Raw genomic sequence first — 26,145 nt, 5'->3', positions numbered from 1 at the left:
CATGTGCCGGCGCCAAGCGGGTACGCCGCCGTGGCCCTCAGGGCCGGCGGAACGCCCAGGCTGACCGTCTTTCACGCAGCCGAGGAGCACCGACATGCCTATCGCGGGGCGGGCCCGACTCACACCAACGGTCTCCCTGGTGCTGCTGGCGTCGATCCTGGTGTCCTTCCTGGCCGCGTCGGCGGCCCCGACCCCGCTCTACGGTGTCTACCAGGAACGCTGGCACTTCTCGCCGGTCACGACCACAGTGGTGTTCGCCGTCTACGCCCTCGCGGTGCTGGCGTCGCTGCTCACGTTCGGCAGGTTGTCCGACCACGTCGGTCGACGGCCGGTGCTGGCCGTCGCGATCGCGGTGCAGATGCTCGCGTTGGTCGTCTTCATCGTCGCCAACGGCGTTGCTGCCCTGTTGGTCGCCCGCCTCGTGCAGGGGCTGGCGGCCGGCGCCGCCACCGGCGCGGTGGGCGCCGCCATGCTCGACATCGACAGGGCCCGGGGCACGCTCGCGAACTCGATAGCCCCCGGCATCGGCACCGGAAGTGGCGCACTGCTCTCGGCGCTGCTCATCCAGTACCTGCCCGCGCCGACGCGACTGGTGTACCTCGCGCTGCTCGTGATCCTGCTGATCCAGGCCGTCGGAGTCGCGCTGATGCCGGAGACCGTCACCCCGATGGCCGGGGCCCGAGGCAGCCTGCGGCCGGACATCACGCTGCCCCGCTCGGTGCGCCAACCCGTCCTGGTCGTCATCCCGGTGCTCTTCGCAGTGTGGGCGCTGGCCGGGTTCTTCGGCGCGCTCGGCCCGGCGTTGATCCGCAGCCTCATGAACACGTCGATCGTGGTCGGTGGTCTGGTCCTCTTCGTCTTCGCCGTCTTCGGGTCGGTCGCCGTGCTGGTACAGCGCAACACCGCCGCGCGGACCGTGATCCTGACCGGAATCGTCGCGCTCATCCTGGGCATGGTCGTCACGTTGGTGGCGGTCATGGCGCAGTCCGTCCCGATCTTCTTCGTCGGCCTCGCGTTCGGGGGCGTCGGCTTCGGCAGCGGCTTCCAGGGCAGCCTCAAGACGGTCATGCCGCTGGTCGAGGCGCACCAACGCGCCGGCGTGCTGTCCGTGCTCTACGTCGTCTGCTACGTCGGCTTCGGTCTGCCCACGGTGATCGCCGGCTTCCTCGTGGTCTACGCCGGCGGCTTGCCGAGGACCGCCGACGAGTACTCCGTCGCCGTCATTCTCCTCGCCCTGGTCGCCCTGTTGGGGGTGCGCAGGGCCACCCGGATGGCGCCGGGCTGATGCCGGGAAGCCGGCGCCGAGCACTGATGCAGGCAGTAGCGTGGTGATCAGGAAGGGGGGCGGCGATGAGCCCGAAGGTGGCCCAGGGCGACGCGAGTGCGACGTCGCGCATCGAAAGCCTGGACGTCAAGCTTGAGGTGATCGTCATCCCGGTCTCCGATGTCGATCGGGCGAAGGCGTTCTACGAACGGCTCGGGTGGCGGCTCGACCAGACCCCGCCCGGCATCGTCCAGTTGACGCCGCACGGCTCCGCGTGTTCCGTACAGTTCGGCCCCGGGCTCACGTCGGCGGCACCCGGCTCGGCCACGGCGTACCTGATCGTGTCCGACGTCGAGGCGGCCCACGACACCCTCGCCGCGGCCGGTGTCGAGGTCGGCGACGTCTTCCACGTCAGCCCGGACGGCCCGGTCGACGGGCCGGACCCGCAGCGTCGCAGCTACGTCTCGCGCGCCACGCTGCGCGACCCGGACGGCAACACCTGGCTGATGCAGGAGATCACCACCAGGCTTCCCGGACGCATCGAGGGCGGCCTCACGTCGTTCGGCTCCACGAGCGACCTGGCGAGCGCGCTTCGACGCGCCGCCGCCGCCCACGGCGAGCACGAGGAACGTACGGGCGAGCATGACGACAACTGGCCCGACTGGTACGCGGCGTACATGGTGAGCGAGCAGTCGGGGGCCAAGCCGCCCGAGTGAGCCACGCCGACGCCTAGGACCTACTGATCGACGTGCTGCCGGTGAGTCACCTGACGACTCACCGGCAGCGCCATTTCCGTTTCAAAATGCGCGCGGCTACCCGCTGCGCGCTGTTCGTACGGGCGATGTACGCGAGTTGTACGCCGACCGTCCTACCATCCCCTGGACACGATGATCTTCGATCCAAGCGGCGCCCCCGGACTCAGAGCTGACCCGGGTGCGTGCCGTGCCTCGTCGCCTGTGCGCGGTCCCCCGGCCGCCGGTAGGGAGGAGACCTCGATGACGAGTCCTGGTGCGGGCGGTGCGATGCCGTGACGCGGGTACGGTTTCTCGCCCTCGGCCCGCTGCACGCCGAGGTCGGTACAGAGTGGCTCGACCTCGGGCCCGTCCGGCAACAGGCGGTCTTCGCGATCCTGCTGTTCAACGCGAACCGTGTGGTCACACCGGCGTCGATCCTGCAGGGAGTCTGGGGCGGCCAGGCCCCGGCGACCGGCACGAAGCTGATCCCGCCGTACATCTATCGGCTGCGACGCACGCTCCAGGCGGCGTGCGTCGGCCACGACGGTCCCGCGATCGACAGCTCCCGGATCGGCTACCGACTGCGCCTCGGTTCGGCCCGCACCGACGTCGCGGACTTCGACGAGGCGGTTGAGCGGGCGGCTGCCGCCGAGACGGCCGGCGACCTCGCCGGGGCCGCGGCGCTACTGGCCGAGGCCGAGCGGAACTGGGCGGGCGAGCCGTTGGCGGGCCTGACCGGTCCGTACGCGGAGAACCGTCGGCAACACCTGCTCGAACGCCGCATCGTCTGCCTGGAACACCGGCTGGAACTGCATCTGCGGCTGGGCGACTGCCATCGGGCGATCCCCGCGCTCATCGCCCTGCAGGCGGAGTATCCCCTGCGGGAACGGCTGGCGATCATGCTGATGACCGCCCTGTACCAGACCGGCAGGCAGAGCGAGGCGATCGACGTGTTCGGCGCCTTCCGTACCCGCCTGGCGACCGAATTGGGCGTCGAGCCGACCCCGGCGCTGCTCGCGGCGTACGCCTCGATGTTGCGCGGCGACCTGGGCCCGACCTGGGTGCCGGGCCGTTTTCCCGAAGGACACGCCCGGGCACGGGCGGCCACCAACACGTGATGCGCGGCGACGCCGCGCGGTGAGGCGGAGCAGATGGACGACGGCCTTGCCCCGGTGCGGCCGGGGGACGCCGGATGGTTTCTGGGTCACTCCCTGCGGGAGCGGCTGACCGGCGCGGTGCCGACCGGCCCCGTCGACGAGGATCTCGGCCGGATCCGGCTGAAGATGTGGTTGGACGAGCCGGTCCACGCGAGGCGGCCCGACCTGATCCCGCAGCGCCTGGCCCAGCACGGGCTCGACGAGGCCGACCTCATCCGGGTCCTGGGCGAGCAGCCCGAGACCGTTCGGTCCCGGTTCGACACGGCACCGGATCACGCCCGTCGGCTGGTCGAGGCCGCGCGGCGACATCCGGCCACCTCGGTGGCGCCCGGCCACAGCGCGGCCGGACACGACGACGGCGCGGGATTCGCGGTGCTCGTCGCGCCGCTGATCGTCGACGCCCTCGAACGGTTGGGTGCACGGGTGGCGGCGTTGGTCGACGGCCATCCGCACCTGTCCGCCGAGGCGCTGACCACGCGGTTGGGCCCCGGGCCGATAGACACCGTCAACATGCTGGTGGCCCGGACCATGGCGCTGGAGCTCAACGTGCTGCGGATCCGGGGCGAGCTGTCCGGGAGCAGCCCGCACGAGCGCTTCCACGACTTCCTCCACCGGTTGGAGCAGCCGCAGCACGCGCTGCGCCTGCTGCGCGAATACCCGGTGCTGGCCCGGGATCTGATGCGGGTCGTGGACAACTGGGAGGCCAGCCGGCTGGAGTTCGCCGAGCGTGTCGTCGCCGACCACGCGGAGCTGTCCGACCGGTGCGGTGGGCCGGACTCGCTCGGCGACCTGGCCGAGGTGAGCTTCGGGGCGGGCGACAACCATCGGGGTGGTCGTTCGGTGGCGGTCGTCCGCTTCGCGACCGGCGCGCGGGTGATGTACAAGCCCCGGCGTCTACAGGTGGACGGCCACTTCCAGCACCTGCTGGTCTGGCTCAACGAGCGCGGAGCGCACCCCGCGCTGCGGACGTTCTGGGTCGTCGACCGTGAGGTGTACGGGTGGACCGAGTTCGTCGAGAGTGGACCCTGCGCCGACCGGGACGCGCTCGGCCGGTTCCATCGGCGGCAGGGCGCCCTGCTGGCACTGTTGCAGGCCCTCGGCGCGACGGATTTCCATCAGGAGAATGTGATCGCCTCCGGTGAGCACCCGATGCTCATCGATCTGGAGGCGATGCTGCACAACTGGCAGTGGGAGCGGCCGATCGGCGACCAGGCGGGCTACCTGCAGAGCGCCGGGGTCGCGTTGATGAGCCGGTCCGTCGTCACTGTGGGGCTGCTGCCGGCACCGGTGCTCTGGACTGAGGGCAACCAGGTCAACCAGTTCGACATGAGTGGGATGTCCGGGGCCGGTGGGCAGTTGACCGCCCGGCCGGTCACGGTCTGGGACGGGTTCGGCACCGACGAGATGCGCCTGGATCGGCGGCGGGTCCTGCTGCCCGGCTCGGGGAACCTGCCCACCCTGGGTGAGCAGCGTCTGGACGTGACGGAGTTCGCGCCCGAAATCGGCGACGGATACCGCACGCTCTACCGGATCCTGCTGCGACACCGGGACGAGTTGCTGGGGCCGTCCGGCCCGTTGGCCGCGTTCGCGCACGACGAGGTGCGGGTGGTCCTGCGCGCCACCGAGTCGTACGTCCGGCTGCTCGCCGAGGCGCAGCACCCGGACCTGCTGCGTGACGCGTTGGACCGGGACCGGTACTTCGAGAACCTGTGGGCCGGGCACGAGCACCGCGAGGACCGCGACGCCCTCATCGCCGCGGAACTGGCCCAGATGTACGCCGGCGACGTTCCGATCTTCGTGACCACACCGTCGTCGACGGACCTCACCGGTGGCGACGGCACCGTGGTGTCGGGAGCACTGCGCCAGACCGGCCTGGACGCGGTCCGCGACCGACTGGTGGGCATGTCCGAAGACCACCTGGCCCAGCAGAGCTGGATCATCGAAGCCTCGCTCACCGCGCTGATCATGGGGGATCCGTCGCGGTGGCGTCCACCGAGCCGCCCGGGCGCGGTGGTCCTGCCGCCGCCGGTCGTACCCGCGAAGGTCGTGCACTCGCCTGTCGCCCCCGCGACCGTCGCACCTGAGCGCCTCGTCGACGCGGCGCGCATCATCGGTGATCGGTTGCTGGCGACCGCGCTCGCCGAGGACGACCGGATCTGCTGGCTGGGCCTGAGCCTGATCGCCGACAAGGTGTGGATGCTCGGCCCCAGCGCCATGGACCTCTACAACGGCATCAGCGGCATCGCCCTGTTCCTCGCCCGGCTGGCCGACGTCACCGGCGACACGGTCTACCGGCAGGCCGCCGACCGGGCCGCCACGATGATGCTCCGCGAGGCGCGGAGCTGGCTCACCGGCCCGACCGCGACCGCGGGCGTCGGTGGCTTCGACCACCTGGGCGGTTCGGTCTACGCCCTGAGCCACCTCAGCGCCGTCCTGGACCGCGCCGACCTGGTCGACACCGCCGTGGACCTGGCCGCCTCGATGGTCACGCACGCCATCGAAAGCCGCGAGTACGACATCATCAACGGCAGCGCCGGCGGGCTGCTGGCCCTGCTGTCGCTGCACCGGGTCACCGCGGACCCCAGCCTGCTCGACGGCGCCCGGACGCTGGCCCGACACACGCTCAGCGGCGTACGGCCGGTCGGCGACGGGGTCGGCTGGTCCGGCACCCTCTACGCGGACACGCCGCTGGCCGGCTTCTCCCACGGCGCGTCCGGTATCGCCACCGCCCTGGCCCGATGGGACCGGTACACCGGGACGCACGAGCATCGCGACACGGTGGACGCGGCGCTGCGCTACGAACGCACGGTGTACGACGAGGCGACCGGCAACTGGCGCGACCTACGTCCGGACACGCCGGAGGGCGACTCCATGGTCGCGTGGTGCCACGGCGCGGCCGGGGTCGCGATGGCCCGCGCCGAACTCCTCGGCTACGCCACCGACGACGCGCTGCTGCGCGACGACCTGCGGCGTGCGCTGACGGCGACGCTGGAGCCGAGAAACCTGCTGCACAACCACTCGATCTGCCACGGCGACCTCGGCAACGCCGAGGCCGCACTGGTCGCCGCCCGAGCCCTCGGGGACGACGAGGCGGTCCAGCGCGCCACCGCGATCGGGGAGACCGCTGTCGCGGACATCGAGAACCGCAACTGGCGGTGCGGTGTGCCAAGGGGTGTGGAGACACCGGGGCTGATGAGCGGCCTGGCCGGCATCGGTTACGCGCTCCTGCGCTGGGCCGATCCGGCGGGTGTGCCGTCGGTGCTGCTGCTGGAGCCGCCGACCGACCATCGCGGTGCCATCGATCTGCCATAGCGCGGTCCTACGGTTCCGCCCGTGGAGGCCCATCCACGTATCGCGCTTCACCACCTATAGATCGGAGTTTCAGATGGACTACATCAGGGCGTGGAAGGACCCGGTCTACCGGGCGTCCCTCAGCGCCGAGGACCGGGCCAGCCTGCCGGCGAACCCGGCCGGCTTCGTCGAGCTGAACGACCAGGAGCTCGACGGCGCCGACGGCGGCACGTGGACCCCGACTCCCACGATCACCGTGGTCACCGGGGCCGCCGGCTGCTTCTCCTTCAACGGCACCTTCTGCAACGGCACCTGCGCGGCGTTCACCGCCGGCTGTTGCGGCTGACCGAGCCACCTCGGCGGGGAACACGGCCCGTCCTTCACGACTGCGTTCTCTCGCCGGCACATCCCCGAATCCCTTGAGGAGAGCCCTTAATGAACATCGTGCAAGCCTGGAAGGACCCCGAGTACCGGGCGAGCCTTTCCGCCGAGCAGTTGGCGGCGCTGCCGGAGCACCCCTGCGGCGTGGTCGAGCTCGGTGACGACGTCCTCGCGCACATCGCCGGCGCGCGCACCGAGGGCCTGTGGACCCTCGGCTGCTGTGGCGGCTTCACCGCCCGGGAGACCCCGTGCGGTTCCTGTGGCGCGACGTGCGGCGGAACCACCTGTGGCACCTGCCAGACGCAGTCGACCTGCGGTCTGTGCACCGCCTGATCCACCCGCTCCACCGGCGGTGCCCGGACACCTGAGATGTCCGGGCACCGTCCCCCGCGAGACCCGACCGCTGCGCGAGAGAGAGCACCCCCGATGACGCAGTCGCACCCGCCCGGCCACGACCCGGTGGACGTTTCGAACCCCTGCTGGTACCTGGCGTACTCCCTGCCGGAGAGGCTCGGCGGCGCGGCGCCGACCGGCTCGGCGGACGAGGACCGGGGGCGGCTCCGGCTCGATCGGTGGAAGAACGAACCGGTCTTCGCCGGTGACACGGACCTGTTCGAGAGCTGGCTCGACGCCCTCGACCTCGACGAGCCCACCCTGACCACTGTGCTCGGCGAGACGCCGGAGACGGTCCGCAGCAGGTTCGCCGACATCCCGGACTACGTGCGCACCATCGAACGGGCCTGGCGCAACCACCGGCCGGGCGAGACCGGTGCCGCCGACCAGCACGGGCACGACCATGACCACGACCACGACCACCACCACGTGCCGCACCCGCACGCCGCGTTCGTCGAGCTGGTGCGCCCGCTGGTGGACGACGGTGTCCGCCGGGTACGCGAGGCGGTGCACGCGGCCTGCGCGGGTGCGCCGGGACCACACCTCGACGCCGACCTGCTCGCCGACCAACTCTGCGAGCCGCCCTACGGGGCGATCAACCTGCTCGTCGGCCGGGTGCTCGTGCTGGAACTCAACGTCCTGCGCGTGCAGGGGCAGTTGGAGGGGGAGACCTCGCAGCAGCGCTTCGAGGACTTCGCCCGGCGGCTGCGCGACCCGAAGTACACGCTCGACGTGCTGATGGAGTACCCGGTGCTGGCCCGGGACGCGACGATCCTCATCGACAACTGGGTGGACGCCCGGGTCGAGTTCGCCCAGCGCCTCGTCGCGGACGCCACAGCGCTGACCGCCCGGCTGGGCGACCCGGCGGAGCTGGGCAGCGTGACCGAGGTGTCGTTCGGCGCCGGTGACTCACACCGCGGCGGCCGCTCGGTCGGGTTCGTCCGCTTCGCCAACGGCGCCCGCGCCGTCTACAAGCCCCGAGGCCTGCAGGTCGAGCTGCACTTCCAGCAACTGCTGGACTGGCTCAACACGCGCGGCGCACAGCCGTCGCTACGCACCATGTGGGTGCTCGACCGCGGTGACTACGGGTGGTCGGAGTTCGTCACCGCCGGGCCCTGCGCCGATCACGACGCGCTGCGCCGCTTCTACACCCGGCAGGGCAGCTACCTGGCGTTGCTGCACAGCCTCGCGGCCGTCGACTTCCACCTGGAGAACATCATCGCCGCCGGCGAGCACCCGATGCTTGTCGACCTGGAAGCCCTCTTCCACCCGCAGGGCGAGCAGACGGACCAGCAGATCGGCGTCTCGGCGGAGTCGTTCCGGACGATGCGGGAGTCGGTCCTGGAGGTCGGGCTCCTGCCCCGGCCCATCATCTACCAGGACGACGACGGCGTCGGCGGCGTCGACTTCAGCGGCCTGGCCGGCACCGCCGGGCAGCTCACGCCCACCCCGGTCGCCACCTGGGAGGAGTCCGGCACCGACGAGATGCGCCTGGTCCGCAAGCGCATCGAGATGGGGGGCGGGCAGAACCTCCCCAGCCTGAGTGACACGGCACACCACACCCTCGACTTCAGCGCCGACATCATGGCCGGGTTCGAGCAGACCTACCGGCTGCTGCACCGCCACCGCGACGAACTGCTGGCACCGGACGGGCCGGTGGCCGCGTTCGCCGGTGACGAGGTACGCGTGATCCTGCGCGCCACCCGCACCTACGGCAAGTTGCTGCAGGAGAGCCGCCACCCCGACCTGCTACGCAACGCGCTGGACCGGGAGCGGTTCTTCAGCTTCCTCTGGTTGCAGGAGGAGTGGCCCGGGGCCGAGGCCCGGATCGCCACCGCCGAGCAGGCACAGCTGAGCCGCGGCGACATCCCCTTCTTCAGCACGACGCCCGCCTCGCACGACTTCGTCGCCGGAGATGGCTCGGTGGTCGCCGGGGTGCTGCCCACCAGCGGCCTGGAGCGGTCGCGGCAGCGCATCGGCGCCCTCTCCGAAACCCACCTGGCCCAGCAGACCTGGATCCTGCGTAGCTCGCTCGCGGCGCTGACGATGGGCGTGGAGAGTCAGGGGCAGTGGTCGGAGTACCAGGTCACCGCCGCCACCGTTCCCGCCGATGTGGACCGGTTCATCGCCGCCGCGTGCGCTGCCGGCGACCGGCTGCTGCTGTCGGCCGACACCGGCGAGGACTCGATCGCCTGGCTCGGGCACACCCTGGTGGCCGACAAGATCTGGCAGCTTGGCCCGGTCGGGATCGACCTTTACAGCGGGTTGTCCGGGATCGCGATCTTCCTCGGCTACCTCGGCGAGGTCAGCGGCGAGCAGCGCTTCCGCAGCGCCGCCGAGGTCGCCGCCGGCATGCTGGTACGTCAGATCGACCTGCTCGACGAGACGCCGACGGAGAGTTTGGAGAACTTCACAGTCGGCGCCTTCAACGAGCTGGGCGGACCGCTGTACGCGTTGAGTCACCTGGGTGCCCTGTGGCAGCGCGAGGACCTGTTGGACGCCGCCGGACGCATCGTGCCCGTCCTGCTGCACCTCGCGCCGCAGGACGAGGCGTACGACGTGATCAGCGGCGCGGCCGGAGCGATCCTCGCGCTGCTGGCGTTGCACGCGGCACGGCCGTCGGAGCCGGTCCTCGACGCGGCCCGCACGTTCGCCCGGATCCTGCGGGACAAGGCCGAGCCGGCCGGCGACGGGATCGGCTGGGCGGGCGCGGTGAACCCGAGTCGGCCGCTGGCGGGTTTCTCACACGGGGGGTCCGGCATCGCGGTCGCCCTGGCCCGGCTGGACCGGGCCCTCGGCAACCGCGACCATCTGCCGCTGGTCGAGGGAGCGATGCGCTATGAACGCTCGGCCTTCGACCCGGAGCACATGTGCTGGCTCGACCTGCGCGACACCACGCCGGAGCGGTACTCGATGGTCGCCTGGTGCCACGGCGGGCCCGGCATCGCGCTCGCCCGCGCCGACCTCGCCGGCTACGTCGGCGACCACGAACTGCTCGACCGCGACCTCGCCGACGCCAGCACCGGCATGTTGCGGTTCGGCCTGACCGGCGAGGTCATCACGGGCACCGGCAACCACAGCATCTGCCACGGCGACCTCGGTAACGTCGAGGCCCTGCTGGCCGCGGCACGGGTCCGTGGCGACGAGGACGCCGCCCGGCAGGCCGAGCTGGTGGCCGCCAGCATCCTGGACTACATCGACCGGGACGGCTGGCTGTGTGGGGTTCCGCTCGGTGCGGAGACTCCGGGCCTGATGAGCGGCATCGCCGGCATCGGCTACAACCTGCTGCGTCTGGCATTGCCGGAGCGGGTTCCGTCGATCCTGCTGGTCGAGCCTCCGGTTCCGGCGGTGGGCGGTGACCCGCGTGGCTGAGCAGCAGCTCTGGCCGTACCGGCCGCAGGCGTTGGCGACCTACCGCGGTGGCGTGCACGACGGCCCGGCGCGGAGCCCCATCCGGTCCTCACGACGGCCGCTGGTCGCGCTCGCCGTGCTGCTGCTGATCGGCGTGGGCTTCGCGGCGGTCATGCGGGTGCCACGGACTGTCGACGGCGCCGTGATCGGTGCCGACGGGCCGAATCTGGTCTCCATGTTCGCCGGGCGCCTCAGTCCGGAGCCGGCGCCGGGCACGGAGGTCACCCTCGTGCAGGAGGGTGGCCGGTCGACACTGCGGGTGGTCCGGGCCGAGGTCGTCGACGACACCGCCGATCGGCGCTGGAACATCCCGGCGGAGGTGCCCCGGCCGGTCACCATCGTCTGGCTCGCCGGAGACGCGAAGGAGAGCTTCGGCCGGCTCAGTCTCGTGGTCGCCAATCCCACACTGCTGGAGTTGGTGCCGGGCGTTGAGGGGGTCCTCCGATGACGATGAGCTGGCTGCGACCACGTCGCCGGGTGCCGATCATGCTCCAGATGAGCGCCACCGAATGCGGTGCCGCGTGCCTGGCCATGGTCTTCAGCTCCTACCGGCGGTGGACCTCTGTCGCCGAGTGCCGCGAGCAGTTGGGCATCGGCCGTGACGGGGCCACGGCGTTGCAGATGACCCAACTCGCCCGCCGGACGGGGATGCGGGCCCGAGGTGTCAGCGTCGACATCGACGGACTGCCACAGCTGCGGTTGCCGGCGATCGTGCACTGGAACTTCCGGCACTATCTGGTGCTGGAGCGGTGGGACCGACGCGGCGCCGTCGTCGTCGACCCGGGGATGGGCCGGCGGCGGATGAGCCGCGAAGAGTTCGGCGAGGGGTTCACCGGAATCGCCATCGAACTCACCCCGGGCGAGGAGTTCGAGCGACGCTCCAGCCCGGGACGGCTGGCCTCGCTGCGGTTCGCCCGCAGCATGCTGACGTTCTCCCGTCCGCTGCTCGGCCTGGTCCTGGTCGTCTCGCTGCTGCTCCAACTGGCGGTGCTGCTGCCCGCACTGATCACCAAGTTCGCGGTCGACACGGTGATCGGGAAGGGGCAGGTCGAGGCCCTGACCGTCCTCGGACTCGGCATGCTCCTGCTGTTGGCCACCCAGGGGGTGGGCACCTACGCCCGAGGTGCCGCTCTCAACGTGTTGCACGCCCGCATGGACGACACCATGATGCGGCGCTTCTTCGACCACCTGCTCGCCCTGCCGTACTCCTACTTCCAACTGCGCAGCAGCGGCGACCTGCTGATGCGGATGTCCAGCAACACAGTCATCCGCGACCTGGTCACCAGCCAGACGATGTCCCTCGTCCTCGACGGACTGTTCGTCGTCGTCTACATCGGCATGCTCCTGGCGTTCACGCCGCTCTACGCCTGGCTGGTGCTGGGTCTGGGCCTGCTGCAACTCGGCGCGATAGTGGCGACGTACCGGGCCATGCGGGAACGCACGCACCGGGACATCGCCGCACAGGCCGAGGAGCAGAACTACGCGGTCGAGGTGCTTGCCGGCGCCGAGACGGTGAAGGCGATGGGCGCCGAGCAGCAGGTGCTCGGCCGCTGGTCCGGGCTGTTCCAGACCCGGCAGTTCGCCTCGCTGCACCGCCGTCAGCTGGAGACCGGGTTGGAGGCGACACTCGGGGTGTTCCGGATGGGATCGCCGCTGCTCCTGCTGTGGGTCGGCGCGCACCAGGTCGTCGCCGGCGCGATGTCGCTGGGCACCATGCTGGCGCTCAACGCCCTCGCCGCGGCCGTGCTCACCCCGCTGATGGGCCTGGTCAACACGGCTCGTCAACTACAGACGGTCGGCACCCACCTGGAACGGATCCGGGACGTGATGGACGAGGCCGCCGAGCAGGACCGGTCCACGTCCCAGCCACCGGGCCGCATCTCCGGGCAGGTGACACTGAGCGGAGTCGGAATGCGCTACAGCGCCAACGCCGCCTGGGCCGTACGCGGAGTCGACCTGACCATCCCGCCCGGCGCGAAGGTGGCGCTGGTCGGGCGGACCGGTTCGGGCAAGACGACGCTCGCCAAGACGATCATCGGACTGTACGTGCCCACTGAGGGCGAGGTCCGCTTCGACGGGCGTCTGCTGCAGGACCTCGACTTCCGCGAGTTGCGACGCTGGTGTGGCATGGTCACCCAGGAGCCTGCCCTGTTCGCCGGGTCCGTCCGCGACAACATCTCCCTCGGGCACCCGGCCGCGACCTACGACGAGGTCATTCTCGCCGCCGAGCGCGCGCAGATCCACGACGAGATCATGGCGATGCCGATGGCGTACGAGACCCGACTCACCGAGGGCGGCGGAGGGCTCTCCGGCGGCCAACGGCAACGGCTGGCCCTCGCCCGCGCCCTCGTGCACAACCCGCCGCTGCTGCTGCTCGACGAGGCGACCAGCCACCTGGACGTGGTCACCGAGCGTCGGGTGGACGAGGTCCTCTCGGCGCTGTCGTGCACCAGGATCGTCATCGCGCACCGGTTGAGCACCGTGCTCAACGCCGACCTGATCGGTGTGATGGAGGAGGGTTCCCTGGTGGAGCAGGGCACGCACGACGAGTTGATCGCGCACGGGCGCTACTACGAGGCGCTGATCCGCGACCAGCTCCAGACGGCCCGACCGCTGTAGTCGGGCGTCTCACTCGGGCGGGGTCATCGGGCCGGGGTGGCCGGGCGCGACGCGTGCCAGCAGCTGCCGCACCACGTCGGCGGCGGGGTCGCCCAGGTCGTCGTAGATCCGGATCGCCCGCTGCCATGCCTCGGCAGCGGCCGGAGGATCCGCCATCGCCTCGCGCGCCTCGCCCAACCGGACGAGGGTCAGCCCTTCGTGATACCGGTTGGCCGATTCCTGGAAGCGTTGGACCGACTGCTCGTAACAGACCGCCGCCCTGGCCGGGTCACCGAGCCGGTGGTACGCGAAGCCCAGACTGTCCAACGTCGCGGCCTGCCCGACGCGATCGTCGATCGCCTCCTGTTCGGCCAGCGCCTCGGCGCAGTCGACGACGGCCTGGTGGTAGTCGCCGGTCAGGGCGTGCAGGTAACCCTTGACGTTCAGCGCGCGCGCCTCAGCGTACCGGTTGCCGATGAGCTGCGAGACCCGCAGCGCCTCGGCACTGTGTTTGAGCGCCTCGTCCAGCCGGCCGTACTGGGTGCAGTGCTCGGTGTACTGCCGCAGGATCAGCGCCAGGCTGTCCAGGTCCTCAAGCTGTTCGTACAGTTCGAGCGCCCGCTGCACGTGGTGCTCGGCCGCGTGCTGGTCGCCGAGCCGCATCAGCGCGCGGGCGAGCATCCGACTGGTCTGCGCCTGCGCCCGGATGTCACCGACCCGCTGGGCCGCCGCGAGCGCCGCCTGCTGGGCCGCGAGCTGCTCCTGGAACATGCCCCGAGGCGCGAGGTACGCGGCCAGGGCCCAGGCGAGCTGGCAGGCGTACCGCTCGAAGCCGGTCTCCGCTGCCTGACGCAGCACCCGCAGCAGAACGGGGTGCTCGGCGTGGAACCAGGCCGCCGCGGAGACCCGGTCGGGCATCGGCACGTGCACGTTCGTCGGCATCGGTGGTTCCAGCTCGATGGGTGCCCAGGTCGGCTGGAGCAACACCGCGCCGGGGTGGGCGCTGTGCAGGTAGTGGTCGTACATCCGGCGCGCGGCGGCCTGTCGCTCCTCGGCCACGTCGGATGCCTGGGCCAGTTCGGCCGCGTACGACCGGAGCAGGTCGTGCAGGGCGTACCGCTCGGGTAGGTGCTCGGTCAGCAGGTGCAGCCGGGTCAGCTCCTTCAGCAGCGGGGTGACGGCCGCCCGGGGCCGGCCGAGCAGCGCGGCGGCGGCGTCTCCGGTCAGGTCGGGGCCCGGGTGCAGGCCCAGCAGGCGCAGCAGGCGGGCCGCCCCGCTGCTCAGCGCCCGGTACGACCAGGAGAAGATTCGGCGGACGTCCCCGTCGGCCAGTTGCTCCAACCGGGACTCTGACGGGCGTAGTTGGGCCGCGACGGCGTCGATCGGGAAGGTGGACCGGGCGGTCAGCCGGGCCGCCACGATGGACAGGGCGAGCGGGAGGCGACCGGTCGACTCGATCACCTCGCTGGCCGCCGCCGGTTCCGCCGCCACCCGGTCGTCGCCCAGCCGGCTGCGGAGCAGCCTCGTCGACTCGGCGGCCGTCAGCACCGCCAGCGTCAACGGTCGTGCGCCTTCGGCCACGGCGAGACTGCTGAGCTGGTCACGGCTGGTCACCAGGACCGCGCACCGACCCACGCCGGGCAGCAGTGGCCGTACCTGGTCGGCGTCGCGCGAGTTGTCGAGGACGACGAGCATCCGACGTGAGGCCAGCAGGCTGCGGTACAGCCCGGCCCGAGCGTCGACGCTGCTGGGGATGCGGCCGACCGGTACGCCGAGCGCCTCGAGGAAGTCGACCAGGGCGTCGGCGGGGGACACCGCGTCCGCGTCGTCGTAGCCTCGCAGGTTGACGTACAACTGGCCGTCGGGAAAGCGGTCGGCGGCCCGATGGGCCCAGTGCAGCGCGAGCGTCGTCTTGCCCACGCCGGCCATACCGCTGATGGTGACGATGTCCACGGTGGTGGGTTGTGCGGGCCGGGCGCCGAGGGTCGCGTCGAGGAGATCGAGTTCGGCGGTGCGCCCGACGAAACCAGGTAGGGCCAGTGGTAATTGCTGAGGGCGGTCCGGTGCCGCCCCGGCCGACGCCTCGTCCGTCGGCCCGGTCGCCGCGGCCTGCTTGCCGAGGCGGTGGTGCAGGACGTCGTCGTGCAACCGGGTCAGCTCGGGGCCGGGGTCCATCCCGGTCTCCTCGGCCAGCGCCCGCCTGGCTTGCTGAAACGCTGCCAGAGCCCCAGCGATGTCGCCGATCTGGTAGAGACCGGTCATGAGTTGGGACCAGGCCCGTTGCCGCAGTGGGTGACGGTCGAGCAGCGCCCGCAACCGGGGGATCACCTGGGCCGCCTCGCCGAGCGCGAGCCGCGCCGCAGCGTGGTCCTCCTCGGTCAGCAGCCGCCGCTCCGTGATCCGCGCGACCCGGCCGGTGAGGAGCCGGGGCAGCGGCAGCCCGGCGAAGGCGGGCCCCCGCCACATGCCGAGCGCGTGGGCCAGTTCCGGCTGCGCCGCCGCCGGGTCGCCGGCAGCCAGCGCTGCCCGTCCGCGCGCCGCCGCCGCGTCGAACCGGTCCACGTCCCGCTCGTCCGGCTCGACGCGAAGCAGGTAGCCGCACGGTGTGGTGAGGATCCGGCGGCGCTCACCGGCCGCACAGTCGAGTGCCTGGCGCAGCCCTCGTAGGTAGGTGCGCAGGTTCGCGGCGGCCGAGGCGGGCGGCTGGTCGCCCCACACCATCGTCATCAGCTCGTTGGCGGAGATCGCCTCACCCGGGCGTAGCAGCAGAGCGGCCAGCACCAGCTGCTGTTTCGTCGACCCGAGGGCGACCGGCCGGCCGTCCCGTGACACTGTCAGCGGCCCGAGCAGGTCGAAGTGGAGGGGCATCGATCAATGACGTTAGCATCGATTGAACATGATCTTCATGTTTGGTCGGGCGGTCGCCCGCGGGGCCCGGTCGACCAGTGGCGTGGCACGGCGGCCTGACCCCTGGCCGGTCAGCGCAGTCCGCGGATGAGGTTGTCGACCAGGGTGCGGGCGAACTCCTCGGTGAGCGGCAGGTCGGCGATGAGAAGTCGGTGGTAGCAGGCGCCCCAGAGTTGGTCGACGACGGATTCGGGGTCGATGTCGGCGCGTAGCTGCCCCCGGGCCATCGCCCTGGTGAGGGTTTCGACGGCGAGGGCGCGTCGGGGTCCGGAGTAGCGCTCGCGGTAGGCGGCGGCCAGTTCCGGATCGGTCTGCGCCTGCCCGATGAGTTGGCGGACGACCCGACCGGCGGTGGTGTCCCGCACCAGGTGGACGAAGGCGACGAGCTGGTTGGTCAGGTCGGCGACGATGTCGGCGGTGTCGGTGAAGGCCAGGGTGGGCGCGACGACAGTGAAGTAGCCGTCCAGGGCGAGTGCTCCCTTGGAGGGCCACCACTTGTAGATGGTCATCCGGCTGGCTCCGGCGTGGGCTGCGACCTTCTCGATGGTGAAGCCGGCCATGCCCTCGGCCAGCAGGAGTTCACCGGCGGCCGTGAGGATCTCCGCGCGTACCTGATCGGTGGGGCGGCGGCCACGACCACGCCGCGCTGGCGTCTGGGCATTCGGCGTGAGCTCGGCCACTGGTCCTCCCGATTATATGGACACGCTGTCTACTCGCTGATTATATGGACACAGCGTACACAGCGGTGCCTGGTTGTCACGACGCACCGCGACTACCGAAGGGGACGAGGGACATGACTGGTCTACGACGGCGACGGTTGGGCACCTCCGGGCCGGAGGTGTCGATCATCGGGCTCGGCGCGATGGGCATGTCCGACCTGTACGGGCCGGCTGACGAGGCGGAGAGCGTCGCGACGCTGCACGCGGCGATCGACGCCGGTGTGAACCTCATCGACAGCGCGGACTTCTACGGGTCGGGTCACAACGAGATGCTGATCGGCCGCGTGCTGCGGGAGCGTCGCCGGGACGAGGTGGTGCTCAGCGTGAAGTTCGGCGCACGCCGGACACCCGACGGCGGCTTCCAGGCGGCACCGTACGACGTGTCGGCGGCGGCGGTGAAGGACCGGCTGGCGTACTCGCTGCGACGCCTGGGCACCGATTACATCGACATCTACCGGCCGTCGCGGCTGAACCCGCAGGTGCCGATCGAGGAGACAGTGGGCGCGCTGCTGGAGATGCAGCAGGCCGGCCACATCCGGCACATCGGGCTCTCCGAGGTGGGCGCGGACAGCATCCGCAGGGCCGCGGCTGTGGCGCCGATCAGCGACGTCCAGATCGAGTACTCGCTGCTCTCCCGGGGCCCGGAGGCCACCATTCTGCCGGCGCTGCGGGAGTTGGGCATCGGGTTGACCGCCTACGGGGTGCTGTCCCGAGGGCTGCTCAGCGGCCACTGGTCGGCGGACCGTGCGCTGACCGGCACGGACTTCCGGGCCAACAGCCCCCGGTTCCAGGGCGAACACCTGACCGCCAACCTGCGCCTGGTGGACGCGCTCGGCCGGGTCGCGCAGCGGCTGGGGGCGACCACCAGCCAGGTGGCGATCGCCTGGGTGGCAGCACAGGGCGAACAGATCGTGCCGTTGGTCGGGGCGCGGCGGCGCGACCGGCTGACCGAGTCGCTGGCCGCAGTCGGCCTGGTGCTCGACCAGGACGCACTGGACGAGATCGAGCGTGCCGTCCCGGCCGGCGCTGCCTCCGGCCAGCGGTACGCGACCACCATGATGGCGATGCTCGACAGCGAGAAGTGACTCCGGCGGGCGGGTTCAGGAAGCTGCTCGCCAGACCCAGTTGCGGCGTTCGTAGAGCGGCACCAGCCCGGCCCGGCGCATGTTGTTCAGCGACGGGTTCTGCTGACCGGGCGCGGGCTTGCCGGTCTCGGCGAACAGCCACCGGCATCCCGCCTCGGCCGCGGCTCGGGCGCGGGCGGCGATCAGCGCCGACTGCGCCCCGAGGCCGCGGTGCCCGGTGGCCGTCGCGGCGGCGTTGAGCGACGCGGCCTCGCCGTGCAGGAACAGGTTGCCGCCCGCGACCAGCTCGCCGCCGTCCCAGGCCGCGTACGGTCGCCACGCCGGCTGGCCGACAGTCGCGGCCAGCATGTCGGTGAGCCCACCGGTCGGCATGCCGAACCCGGTGAGCAGCACGTCGGCCCAGCGCCGCGCCTCGGCGGCCGGCACCGGGGCGACGCGCAGACGGGTCTGCGTCGCGGCGACGTCGCCCGGGCGGGCGGCGAGCTTGACCCAGGTGCTTCCCGGCTCAAGCCCGCGCGCGGCAGCGACCTCGTCGAAGCCCGCCGGCAGCACCGACGGCACGAGCTGAAGGACTGCCTGGTCGACGCCCTGCTCCCGGTAGAAGTCGAGGACGCGATCCAGGGTCTGCACCGTGAACGGCTCGGTGGTGCCGAAGCCGAGGGCCTTGCTCCAGTACCCGCCGGAGGGATCGTTGCGCATGGCGAGGGCGACACCGCCGCCGATGCGGGTGGTCGCGATCCCGAGATCGGTGTACGTGGGCCCGGGCGCCTGCGACTCGTAGGAGTGCATGAATTCGCACTCCACGGCTTCGGCGAGCGGGGTCAGGTCGGCTGGCGCGGTCATCGGCTGATTATCGTCTGGTCCGTTCCCAGGCCCGTACCAACTGCATTCGATTATGAATGCCCAGCTTGTGGTATATGGAGCGGAGTTGGGTGTCCACGGTGTGGAAGGAGACGAAGAGACTCCTGGCCGCCTCCTTCTTCGTGGCACCCGCGGCGAGCATCTCGGCCACCCGCTCCTCGGCGGGGGTGAGCGCGCCGATGCCCCGGCTTAACGGCTCGTCGATCGACTGCCGGTGGCGCGGTGTGGCGGCGAGGTCGGCGCAGCGCCGGTCCGCGATCGCCTGGTCGCCAGGAGCGCCGATCCGGGCGTAGAGGGCAGCCGCCTCGTGCGCGGCATCGCGTGCCTCCCCGGACCGCGTTCGGGGACTGTTCGCGAGGTCGAGCAACGCGTCGGCCAGCGCCGGCCGCGCGGCGGTGGTGCGCAGCCGGTCCACCGCCGACCGGAGGGCGTCCGGGTCGTCGTCGCGCAACCCTCGGCTCTGATCGGCCAGCGCGTGCCACAGCGGCACCGGAGTACGGGTGGAGACCAGCTCGACCAGCTCGGTGACCCGGCGGGCGGCCCGGGTGTCGTCGGCCGCCACCGCCGCGCGTACCAGTCGGGGGCCGAAGTGCGGCACTGGCACCAGTGACCGGACCGACCGATGCAGGTCGGCGACGACAGTGCTGAGCAGGTCGGCCGGGGCGCTGAGGGCGGTGTCGCGCACCGCCACACAGAACGCCAACGTCCACATCGAACGGTCCGGCCATCGGTCCTCGGCGAGGCAGGCGCGGAGGATGGCCCGGGCATCGTCGTGTTCGCCACGGCGGTAGCGGACCTCGCCGATCACCGCCACCAACAGAGCACGCACCTCCCTGCTGAGGTCCACAGAGCCGGAGCTGAGCGTCGTGACGGCCAGCGCGGCCGCCTCGGGCAGCTCTCCCACAGCCACCATGCGCAGGCAGTCCAGCGCGGTCAGCCGAGTGAGTGAAACGTCGGTCGCCTCGGGCGGCTCGCGGGTCGCGGCCTGCGCGTCCTGGTACCGGCCCAGACCCAGCTGCACGAGGATCCGCTCCGCCCGGATGGACTCGGCGTCGGCGCGTGCCGCCCAGGAGTCCGGGTCCAGGGCCGCCAGCACCGCCTGGGAACCCGGCAGATCACCGTGCCCGAGCGAGCGTGCGGCCCGGGCGAGGGCGAGCTGGCGAGCGGACGCCTGATCACCCGAAGCGGCGTGCGCGGTGCCCGCGTCGCGCAGTAGGGCATCGGTGTCCGGATGTCCCGTGCGGGCCGCGACCGTGGCGACAAGGGCGAGCACTGTGCCGCGGCTCGGAGCGTCCAGTCGGAGGTTGAGCGCCTCCCGCAGACCGGCGAGGGCGATGGTCGGCTGCTCCAGAGCCACGATCTGCGCCAGGCGACCGAGCAGGAAGGCGCGATGGCGCTCGCCGCTGCGACTCATGGCGATCTCCGCGGCCAGGACGTGCAGCGCCTCCATCCCGCGTCCGGCGAGCCGGAGCTGGTCCGCCGTGGCAGACAGCCGGTGCCGTCGTTGTTCGGCGTCGGCGGCGATGTCGTCGGCCGGAAGCGTTCCACAGTTGAAGGGTGATTCGGACAATGGCGTTCTCCCCGGTTGTTACCAGGCGCGTCGAAAGGCCGTCCTGCGACCGAGCCTAGCTACGGCGGCAGGTACGGGCGACCAGATCGAAAAACCGACGCCGATTGCGCCGAATGGCCACCACCGTCCGGGATTCCGCAGGTGGTAATGGCGCGATCACGTGATGCGACGGGCTGCGTTCGCCGCCGATCATCGAATCATGGCCCAACTCACCGAACTTCCCGGCCTGCGTCGGCTTCGGGTCGTACTGCTGATGTTCGTCCTCTACGCCAGCACCGGGGCGGGTGGTCACGCTCCGGCGTGGACCCGCCTGGTGCTGGTGGCGACCGCCGCGGCGATCCCGGTCGCGATCGTGGTCCAGTACGGCTGGCCCGGGCTGCGTGCCCTGCTGGGGATCTCGTCGCGGCTACGGCTGCGGGGCGGGTCCGTTCCCGCGCCCCATCCGATCCAACCCGAGTGAGGAGACAGCGATCATGGCGAACAGCGATCCCGAGCCGCGGCGCGGCGACCAGGGCGGCCCGCCCTTCGCGGGGCGCAACGTCGAGCTCGAGCGGCAGAACCCGGACCTCCTGGTTCCACCGACGACCGACAGCCGACTGGTGCCCAACCTCAAGTTCTCGTTCTCACAGGCGCACACCCGGGTGGAGAAGGGCGGCTGGACCCGGGAGGTCACCAACCGCGACCTGCCGATCGCCAGTCAGTTGTCCGGCGTCCAGTTCGGTCTCGAGCCGGGCGCGTACCGGGAGATCCACTGGCACCAGCAGTCGGAGTGGGCGTACATGCTCAGCGGCAGCTGCCGGATCAGCGCCGTCGACCACGAGGGCCGCAACTTCATCGAGGACGTGAAGGCGGGCGATCTGTGGTTCTTTCCGCAGGGCGTGCCGCACAACATCCAGGCGTTGGAAGACGGCGCGCAGTTTCTGCTGGTCTTCGACGACGGGGCGTTCTCGGAGAACAACACCTTCCTGCTCAGCGACTTCTTCGCCCACACCCCGCGACACGTGCTGGCCAAGAACTTCGGCTGGACGCTGGAACAGATGGAGAACCTGCCCGAGCGGGAGAAGTACATCTTCCAGGGCGACGTCCCACCACCATTGCAACAGGACCGGGTGGTCAGCCCGACCGGCGACATCCCACGAAGCTTCAAGCACCGGATGCTCGCGCAGACCCCGCAGCGATTCCGCGGCGGAACGGTCCGGATCACCGACTCGACCAACTTCGCCGCCTCCGTGACCACCTCCGCGGCCCTGGTGGAGGTCGAGCCGGGAGGGATGCGCGAGTTGCACTGGCATCCCACCACCGACGAGTGGCAGTACTACATCTCCGGAACCGGGCGGATGGGTGTCTTCGCCTCGCAGGCCGCGGCCCGGACGTTCGACTTTCAGGCCGGCGACGTGGGCTACGTCCCGTTCGCGTACGGCCACTACATCGAGAACACCGGCGACGAGCCACTGGTGTTCCTGGAAATGTTCCGCCATCCCCGGTTCGAGGACATCTCGGTGATGCAGTGGATGGCAAACACGCCGCACGAGGTCATCGCCGACACGATCAACGTGCAGAAGTCGATCGTCGACAGCCTGCCGAACACCAAACAGGTGGTGATCTGAGCGAAGCGCCCGGCCGTCCGTCGGCGGACGGACGGCCGGTCCGGTGGATCAGCTCCCCGCGGGTGCCGGGGAGGTGGGGGCCGCGGCGGGCCGTCGGCGTCGAGACACCGCACCCACCACCACGTCGATGGCGAGGAAAGCGAGCACCGTGAGCCCGAACAGGGGCAGCGTCCAGCCGATCGCCACGGTCACCGGCACCCCGATCAGCAGCGCCCAGAGCGGCAGGCCGCGTACGCCACCGCGAGCTGGCGGCGTGCCGGCGAACGCACGGCGGTCGGCGCGGGTGGGCCGGCGTTGCCACCACATGCGGTAGCCCCAGAAAATGACGCAGAGCAGGCCGAGGGCGAGCGCGGCGAGCAGGATCTGGTTGACCAGGCCGAAGAGGATCCCCATGTGGGCCTGGATGCCGAGGCCGCTCAGTTTGGCCAGCACTGGCCAGTCGGCGAAGTCGCTGCGCGCAGTCACCGTGTCCGAGGCCGGGTCGACGGCGATGCGGTCCTTCCTGACCGGCCAGGTGTTGTCGACCTGCGTGACGGTCCAGGCGGAGCCCGGCTCCTGCGCGGGGCTGATCTCGACCGGCCCGGAGAGGCCCGCGCCGCGAGCGACCGCCAGGACCCGGTCGAAGGCCGCCGACTCGACGACCCCGCCCGCCCCGGCGGCACCGTGCTCGTGGCCCCCGCCGGTCTCGGCAGGGGAGGGCGGACCGGCGGTGAGGCTGGTGGAGATCTCCGGGGTGCGGGCGCTGAGCGCGTCGAGGCCGGCGGCGAAATTCGCTCCGGCGTAGCGGGACCAGGTCAGGCCGGTGACCGAGAGGAAGAGGAGTCCGACGGTGAGCCAGATACCGGTGGTGGCGTGCCATCCCCGGGTGCGGCGGACACCCTTACCGGTGGACAGGTCCGGCACGAGCAGGTGCCGGGCGGCAGCGCGGGCGGCGCCGCGTCGACGCCACCAGAGGATGACCCCGCCGAGCGCCATCACCCACAGCCAGCTCGCGGCCAGTTCGGAGTAGTGCTCGCCCACCGTGCCCAGGTGCAGGTGGCGGTGCAGATCGTCCAGCCAGGTGGTCACCGGCGTGGACCCGAACCAGGTGGTGAGCTGCCCCTGGGACTCGCCGGTGTACTGGTTGATGTAGACGGTGTGCTGGTTCTCGCCCAGCTCGGGCAGGGAGAACACCACAGTGGTGGTCCGGTCGCCGTCGCCGGGTTGCACTGTGGTGATGCTGCCGTCGGGGTGCGCGTTGCGCGCGGCCCCGATCTGCTCGGCCAGCGGAAGCTGACGGTCACCCACCTGGGCGACGGTCAGCTGGTCGCCGTAGAGGATCGCGTCGAGTTGCGGGGTTGTGGTGTAGGCCAGGCCGGTCAGTGCGGCGACCACCAGGAACGGGCCGACGAGGATGCCGGCGTAGAAGTGCAGCCGCAGCAGTAGCGCGCCGAACGGTGACGTGCGCCGGGCTGGCCGGGCCGGTTTCTCGGTGGTGGTGGCGGGCTCCGGCGTCGGCGTGCCGGACAGTTCGGTGAGAGACATGGTGATCCGATCGAAGAGTCGGGAAGCGTCCGAGGCTGCTTCCCGTACTGGTCTGGTCGCCCGGTGAGGTGTCGCGTCGGCCCTGACTGGTAGTCGGGGGAGAGACGCCGGCGGTTCCCGAGGGTCGGTTCCCGATGACCCGGGCGGCGGGCGGACCGCACGAGGGCGGGTCGGATCAGCGCCGGGCCGCCCGCCGCCACAGCAGCCCGGCCGTCAGCAGGACGAGGAGGGCCAGCGCGGCAGCCGCGACGAGTACACCGACGCTCGGACCACCGCCGGACTGTGCGGCGACGGACGGGGTGGGCGCTGACGCGCTGACGTTGGCAACCGGCGCGGCGCTGGACGTCGGATCGGCCACAGTGAACGGGTAGGAGCCCTGTACCGGGTGCCCGTCCACGGAGACGACCCGGTAGGCGACCGTGTATGTCCCGTTCGGCAGGGTGTCGGTCACCTGGATCGTGGTCTTCGCTCCGGTGACCACCGGTTGGCCGGTGGGAAGCTTCCGCTTGGCGGCGTCGGTGAGCACGATGGTGGTGAACGCCGCGTCGATTCGCTGCATGAATTCGAGCGTGACCTCGGTCGGTGCGCTCGGCACCGTCGCGTCCCGAGCGGGCGTGGCCGTCTTCAGCGAGTTGTGCGCCCAGGCCGGGCCGGCCGGGATGAGCACCGCCACGAGGACGGCGAGCACCGCCGCGCCGAGCCGGACGGAGGTACGGCGGGACGGCGGCACGGTCATGACGGAACTCCGGTTGGCGTCGTCATCCGAGCACCTGCTCGCCGATCCAACCGCCCGGTTGACATCCGGGCGGGATGGCGAAGACAGCGGAACCGATCGGCGTGGTCCACTCGTTGAGCAGGTCCCGGTCGGCCAGCCGGCGCTGGATGGGCAGGAACTGTCGGGCGATGTCGGCCTGGTACGAGGTGAAGATCAATCCGCTGTCCGCGTGGCCCTCCGCCGTCGGCACCCCGTCGTAGTTGTAGGGCCGGCGCAGGATCTTCAGCCGGTCGTCGGTGACGTGGGCGCGGGTCAGGTGGGAGAAGTCGGGGATGACGGTGAGGCCGTCGGCGTCGGTGGCGGCGAAGTCGGGTTCGTCGTGTTCGGCGGTGCCGGTGAGCGGTGCACCGGTGTCGAGCCGTCGCCCGACGGCGAGCTCGCGGTCGCTGCGGCCGAGCAGGTCCCAGGTTTCCATGTTCATGCTGATCCGCCGGAGCACCACTGTGGTGCTGTCGCGCAGCCACGCCGGGCCGTCCGCGACCCAGAGGGCGGTGTTCATGGGTGCGCCGGGTCGGGGGTTGGCGGTGCCGTCGAGCTGACCGAACAGGTTGCGTTGGGTGTGGCCGCCCGGCTCGACACCGGGGCTGCGCCGGAAGCCCTGCTGGACCCACCGCACTGTGGCGAACGGTCGGCTGTCCTTGATCAGGACTCGCTGGGCGTGGGCGACGGAGATCGCGTCGTCCGCGCAGATCTGGAGCAGCAGGTCACCACCGGACCAGGCCGGCTGAAGCCGGTCGATGCGGAACGACGGCAGTTCGGTGACCGATGCCGGCCGGCGGTCGTCGACGCCGGCCGCCCGGTAAAGGCCCGGCCCGAACCCGAAGGTCACCGTCAACCGTGCCGGCAGCAGCCCGAGTTCGGCCTCGGTGTCGGCCAGCGCAGGTCGGCCCTGGGTGAGCCGGGCGGCGTCGTCGGTGAGCAGCCGCAGCATCCGACCCAGCGCGGCCCGGTCGACGCCGACCCGCACTGTGAGCGCCACGAACGACGCGTGCGCCTGCGGTTCGGTGGCCACCCCGGCCTGCCGAGCGCCGTGGAACGGCTCGACCAGACCGCCGACTGACGCCACTGGCGTCGTGTCGGCAACCGTCGTAGGCGGTGGCCCGGCCCTCCCCACACTGGTAGCGGCGATGGCGGCACCGCCGGCCAGGGCTCCGCCAGCGGCAAGTGCTCCGCCGGTGAGCAGACCACGCCTGCTCAGCGGTCGGACAGGTGGTCTCCGCTTCACGATGCCGGGCTCATGCTCATCTCCGGCGTGGCGCTCATGCCGGGCATCGGCTCGCCGTGCCCGGGGGCGTAGCTCTCCTGCGCGCCGGTGAACGGCTTGGCCATGGCGCGGAACTGCTGGGTCCTGCCGTCGGCGAAGGTCAGGGTGAAGGTCAGCTCGTCGCCCGCCTGAACGGGCTTGGTGAGGTTCATCAGCATCAGGTGGTCGCCGCCGGGCTCCAGGGCGTGCGTGCTCCCGGCCTTGATCACGATGCCGCCCTGTTTCTGCCGCATGACCATCTTGCCGTCCTTCATGGCCATCTCGTGCAGCTCCATCGGCGACAGGGACGTCGTGGCACTCGTCAGAGTGACATCGGTGTCGCCGTCGTTGACGAGGGTCCCGAAGGCGGCCGTCATGCCCTTGTCGGCCGCCTTCACCCACGGGTCACGAATGCCGAGCACACCAGCGCCCGGGTTGGCCGAGGTCGGCGCGGGCGGTCCCGCCTGCGCTGTCGACGGAGAGTCGGACGAGCCGCAACCGGCGACGCCCACCGTCAGGATCGCGGCGGCGAGGATGGCTGCCGAGCGGCGGCGTGAAGCGTTCGTGCTGGTGGTGCGCATGTGTTCTTCCTCCGAAGGTTGCGGCTGGGAGGGTGGTCGGCCGC

Annotated in this window: 20 protein-coding genes; 12 read left to right on the top strand and 8 right to left on the bottom strand. The window is 71.2% G+C overall.

Annotation, left to right across the window (positions count from 1 at the left end):
• The first annotated feature begins 94 nt into the window (after positions 1 to 94).
• From AB0B98_RS02350 to AB0B98_RS02310, 9 genes are all read left to right on the top strand, one after another.
• Complete coding sequence (locus AB0B98_RS02350) at positions 95 to 1,285, top strand: MFS transporter (protein ID WP_357360213.1); 1,191 nt, start codon at positions 95 to 97, stop codon at positions 1,283 to 1,285.
• 65 nt (positions 1,286 to 1,350) lie between these two features.
• On the top strand, positions 1,351 to 1,980 hold the full coding sequence (locus tag AB0B98_RS02345) for a VOC family protein (RefSeq protein WP_357360211.1): 630 nt from the start codon (positions 1,351 to 1,353) through the stop codon (positions 1,978 to 1,980).
• Positions 1,981 to 2,291: 311 nt separating this feature from the next.
• A complete protein-coding gene (locus tag AB0B98_RS02340) occupies positions 2,292 to 3,116 on the top strand; it encodes an AfsR/SARP family transcriptional regulator (protein ID WP_357360209.1) in 825 nt (274 codons plus the stop codon).
• A 33-nt stretch (positions 3,117 to 3,149) separates the two neighbouring features.
• The gene (locus tag AB0B98_RS02335) at positions 3,150 to 6,467 is read left to right on the top strand and encodes a type 2 lanthipeptide synthetase LanM family protein (protein WP_357360207.1); all 3,318 of its coding nucleotides are present in this window, start codon (positions 3,150 to 3,152) and stop codon (positions 6,465 to 6,467) included.
• Positions 6,468 to 6,540: 73 nt separating this feature from the next.
• Positions 6,541 to 6,792, top strand: a complete 252-nt coding sequence (locus AB0B98_RS02330) for a mersacidin/lichenicidin family type 2 lantibiotic (RefSeq protein WP_112603060.1) — start codon at positions 6,541 to 6,543, stop codon at positions 6,790 to 6,792.
• A gap of 89 nt (positions 6,793 to 6,881) precedes the next feature.
• On the top strand, positions 6,882 to 7,160 hold the full coding sequence (locus tag AB0B98_RS02325) for a mersacidin/lichenicidin family type 2 lantibiotic (protein ID WP_091399738.1): 279 nt from the start codon (positions 6,882 to 6,884) through the stop codon (positions 7,158 to 7,160).
• A 93-nt stretch (positions 7,161 to 7,253) separates the two neighbouring features.
• Positions 7,254 to 10,592 (top strand): type 2 lanthipeptide synthetase LanM family protein, encoded by a 3,339-nt coding sequence (locus AB0B98_RS02320; RefSeq protein WP_357360205.1) that lies wholly within the window; start codon positions 7,254 to 7,256, stop codon positions 10,590 to 10,592.
• Entirely contained in the window at positions 10,585 to 11,079 is a 495-nt protein-coding gene (locus tag AB0B98_RS02315) for a hypothetical protein (protein ID WP_357360203.1), read from the top strand. The genes AB0B98_RS02320 and AB0B98_RS02315 overlap by 8 nt, the downstream gene beginning before the upstream one ends.
• Positions 11,076 to 13,250 (top strand): peptidase domain-containing ABC transporter, encoded by a 2,175-nt coding sequence (locus AB0B98_RS02310; protein ID WP_238667799.1) that lies wholly within the window; start codon positions 11,076 to 11,078, stop codon positions 13,248 to 13,250. Before AB0B98_RS02315 ends, AB0B98_RS02310 begins: the two co-directional genes overlap by 4 nt.
• Before the next feature lie 9 nt (positions 13,251 to 13,259).
• Here the strand turns inward: AB0B98_RS02310 and AB0B98_RS02305 are convergent, their stop codons facing one another.
• Both AB0B98_RS02305 and AB0B98_RS02300 read right to left on the bottom strand, forming a co-directional pair.
• Positions 13,260 to 16,097, bottom strand: a complete 2,838-nt coding sequence (locus AB0B98_RS02305) for a BTAD domain-containing putative transcriptional regulator (protein ID WP_357360200.1) — start codon at positions 16,095 to 16,097, stop codon at positions 13,260 to 13,262.
• A 110-nt stretch (positions 16,098 to 16,207) separates the two neighbouring features.
• The gene (locus AB0B98_RS02300) at positions 16,208 to 16,816 is read right to left on the bottom strand and encodes a TetR/AcrR family transcriptional regulator (RefSeq protein WP_238667797.1); all 609 of its coding nucleotides are present in this window, start codon (positions 16,814 to 16,816) and stop codon (positions 16,208 to 16,210) included.
• 113 nt (positions 16,817 to 16,929) lie between these two features.
• On the opposite strand from AB0B98_RS02300, the gene AB0B98_RS02295 reads away from it, so the two are divergent.
• Positions 16,930 to 17,940, top strand: coding sequence for an aldo/keto reductase (locus AB0B98_RS02295; RefSeq protein ID WP_238667796.1), 1,011 nt, complete (start codon positions 16,930 to 16,932; stop codon positions 17,938 to 17,940).
• Positions 17,941 to 17,955: 15 nt separating this feature from the next.
• Here AB0B98_RS02295 and AB0B98_RS02290 read toward each other — a convergent pair whose 3' ends face one another.
• Both AB0B98_RS02290 and AB0B98_RS02285 read right to left on the bottom strand, forming a co-directional pair.
• Positions 17,956 to 18,783 (bottom strand): hypothetical protein, encoded by an 828-nt coding sequence (locus AB0B98_RS02290; RefSeq protein WP_357360197.1) that lies wholly within the window; start codon positions 18,781 to 18,783, stop codon positions 17,956 to 17,958.
• 7 nt (positions 18,784 to 18,790) lie between these two features.
• Positions 18,791 to 20,371, bottom strand: a complete 1,581-nt coding sequence (locus tag AB0B98_RS02285) for a helix-turn-helix transcriptional regulator (protein ID WP_357360195.1) — start codon at positions 20,369 to 20,371, stop codon at positions 18,791 to 18,793.
• A gap of 199 nt (positions 20,372 to 20,570) precedes the next feature.
• On the opposite strand from AB0B98_RS02285, the gene AB0B98_RS02280 reads away from it, so the two are divergent.
• Together AB0B98_RS02280 and AB0B98_RS02275 are read left to right on the top strand one after the other, a co-directional pair.
• Entirely contained in the window at positions 20,571 to 20,831 is a 261-nt protein-coding gene (locus AB0B98_RS02280; protein WP_357360193.1) for a hypothetical protein, read from the top strand.
• 13 nt (positions 20,832 to 20,844) lie between these two features.
• Positions 20,845 to 21,978: a cupin domain-containing protein gene (locus tag AB0B98_RS02275; protein ID WP_357360191.1), complete on the top strand. Its 1,134-nt coding sequence runs from the start codon at positions 20,845 to 20,847 to the stop codon at positions 21,976 to 21,978.
• Positions 21,979 to 22,026: 48 nt separating this feature from the next.
• On the opposite strand, the gene AB0B98_RS02270 is transcribed toward AB0B98_RS02275, so the two are convergent.
• The 4 genes from AB0B98_RS02270 to AB0B98_RS02255 form a co-directional block, all read right to left on the bottom strand.
• Positions 22,027 to 23,502 carry a PepSY domain-containing protein gene (locus tag AB0B98_RS02270; protein ID WP_357360189.1) on the bottom strand — a complete coding sequence of 492 codons (1,476 nt, stop codon included), beginning with the start codon at positions 23,500 to 23,502 and terminating at the stop codon, positions 22,027 to 22,029.
• Between the two features lie 175 nt (positions 23,503 to 23,677).
• Positions 23,678 to 24,238: a copper resistance protein CopC gene (locus AB0B98_RS02265; RefSeq protein ID WP_357360186.1), complete on the bottom strand. Its 561-nt coding sequence runs from the start codon at positions 24,236 to 24,238 to the stop codon at positions 23,678 to 23,680.
• A gap of 22 nt (positions 24,239 to 24,260) precedes the next feature.
• Entirely contained in the window at positions 24,261 to 25,475 is a 1,215-nt protein-coding gene (locus AB0B98_RS02260) for a Dyp-type peroxidase (RefSeq protein WP_357360567.1), read from the bottom strand.
• Positions 25,476 to 25,498: 23 nt separating this feature from the next.
• A complete protein-coding gene (locus AB0B98_RS02255) occupies positions 25,499 to 26,101 on the bottom strand; it encodes a copper chaperone PCu(A)C (RefSeq protein ID WP_357360184.1) in 603 nt (200 codons plus the stop codon).
• Between the last annotated feature and the right edge of the window lie 44 nt (positions 26,102 to 26,145).

Origin of the sequence: Micromonospora sp. NPDC048947 (genome assembly GCF_040649495.1) — a bacterium.
GTDB lineage: Bacteria > Actinomycetota > Actinomycetes > Mycobacteriales > Micromonosporaceae > Micromonospora > Micromonospora alfalfae.
This window is presented reverse-complemented; position numbering and strand designations above follow the sequence as displayed.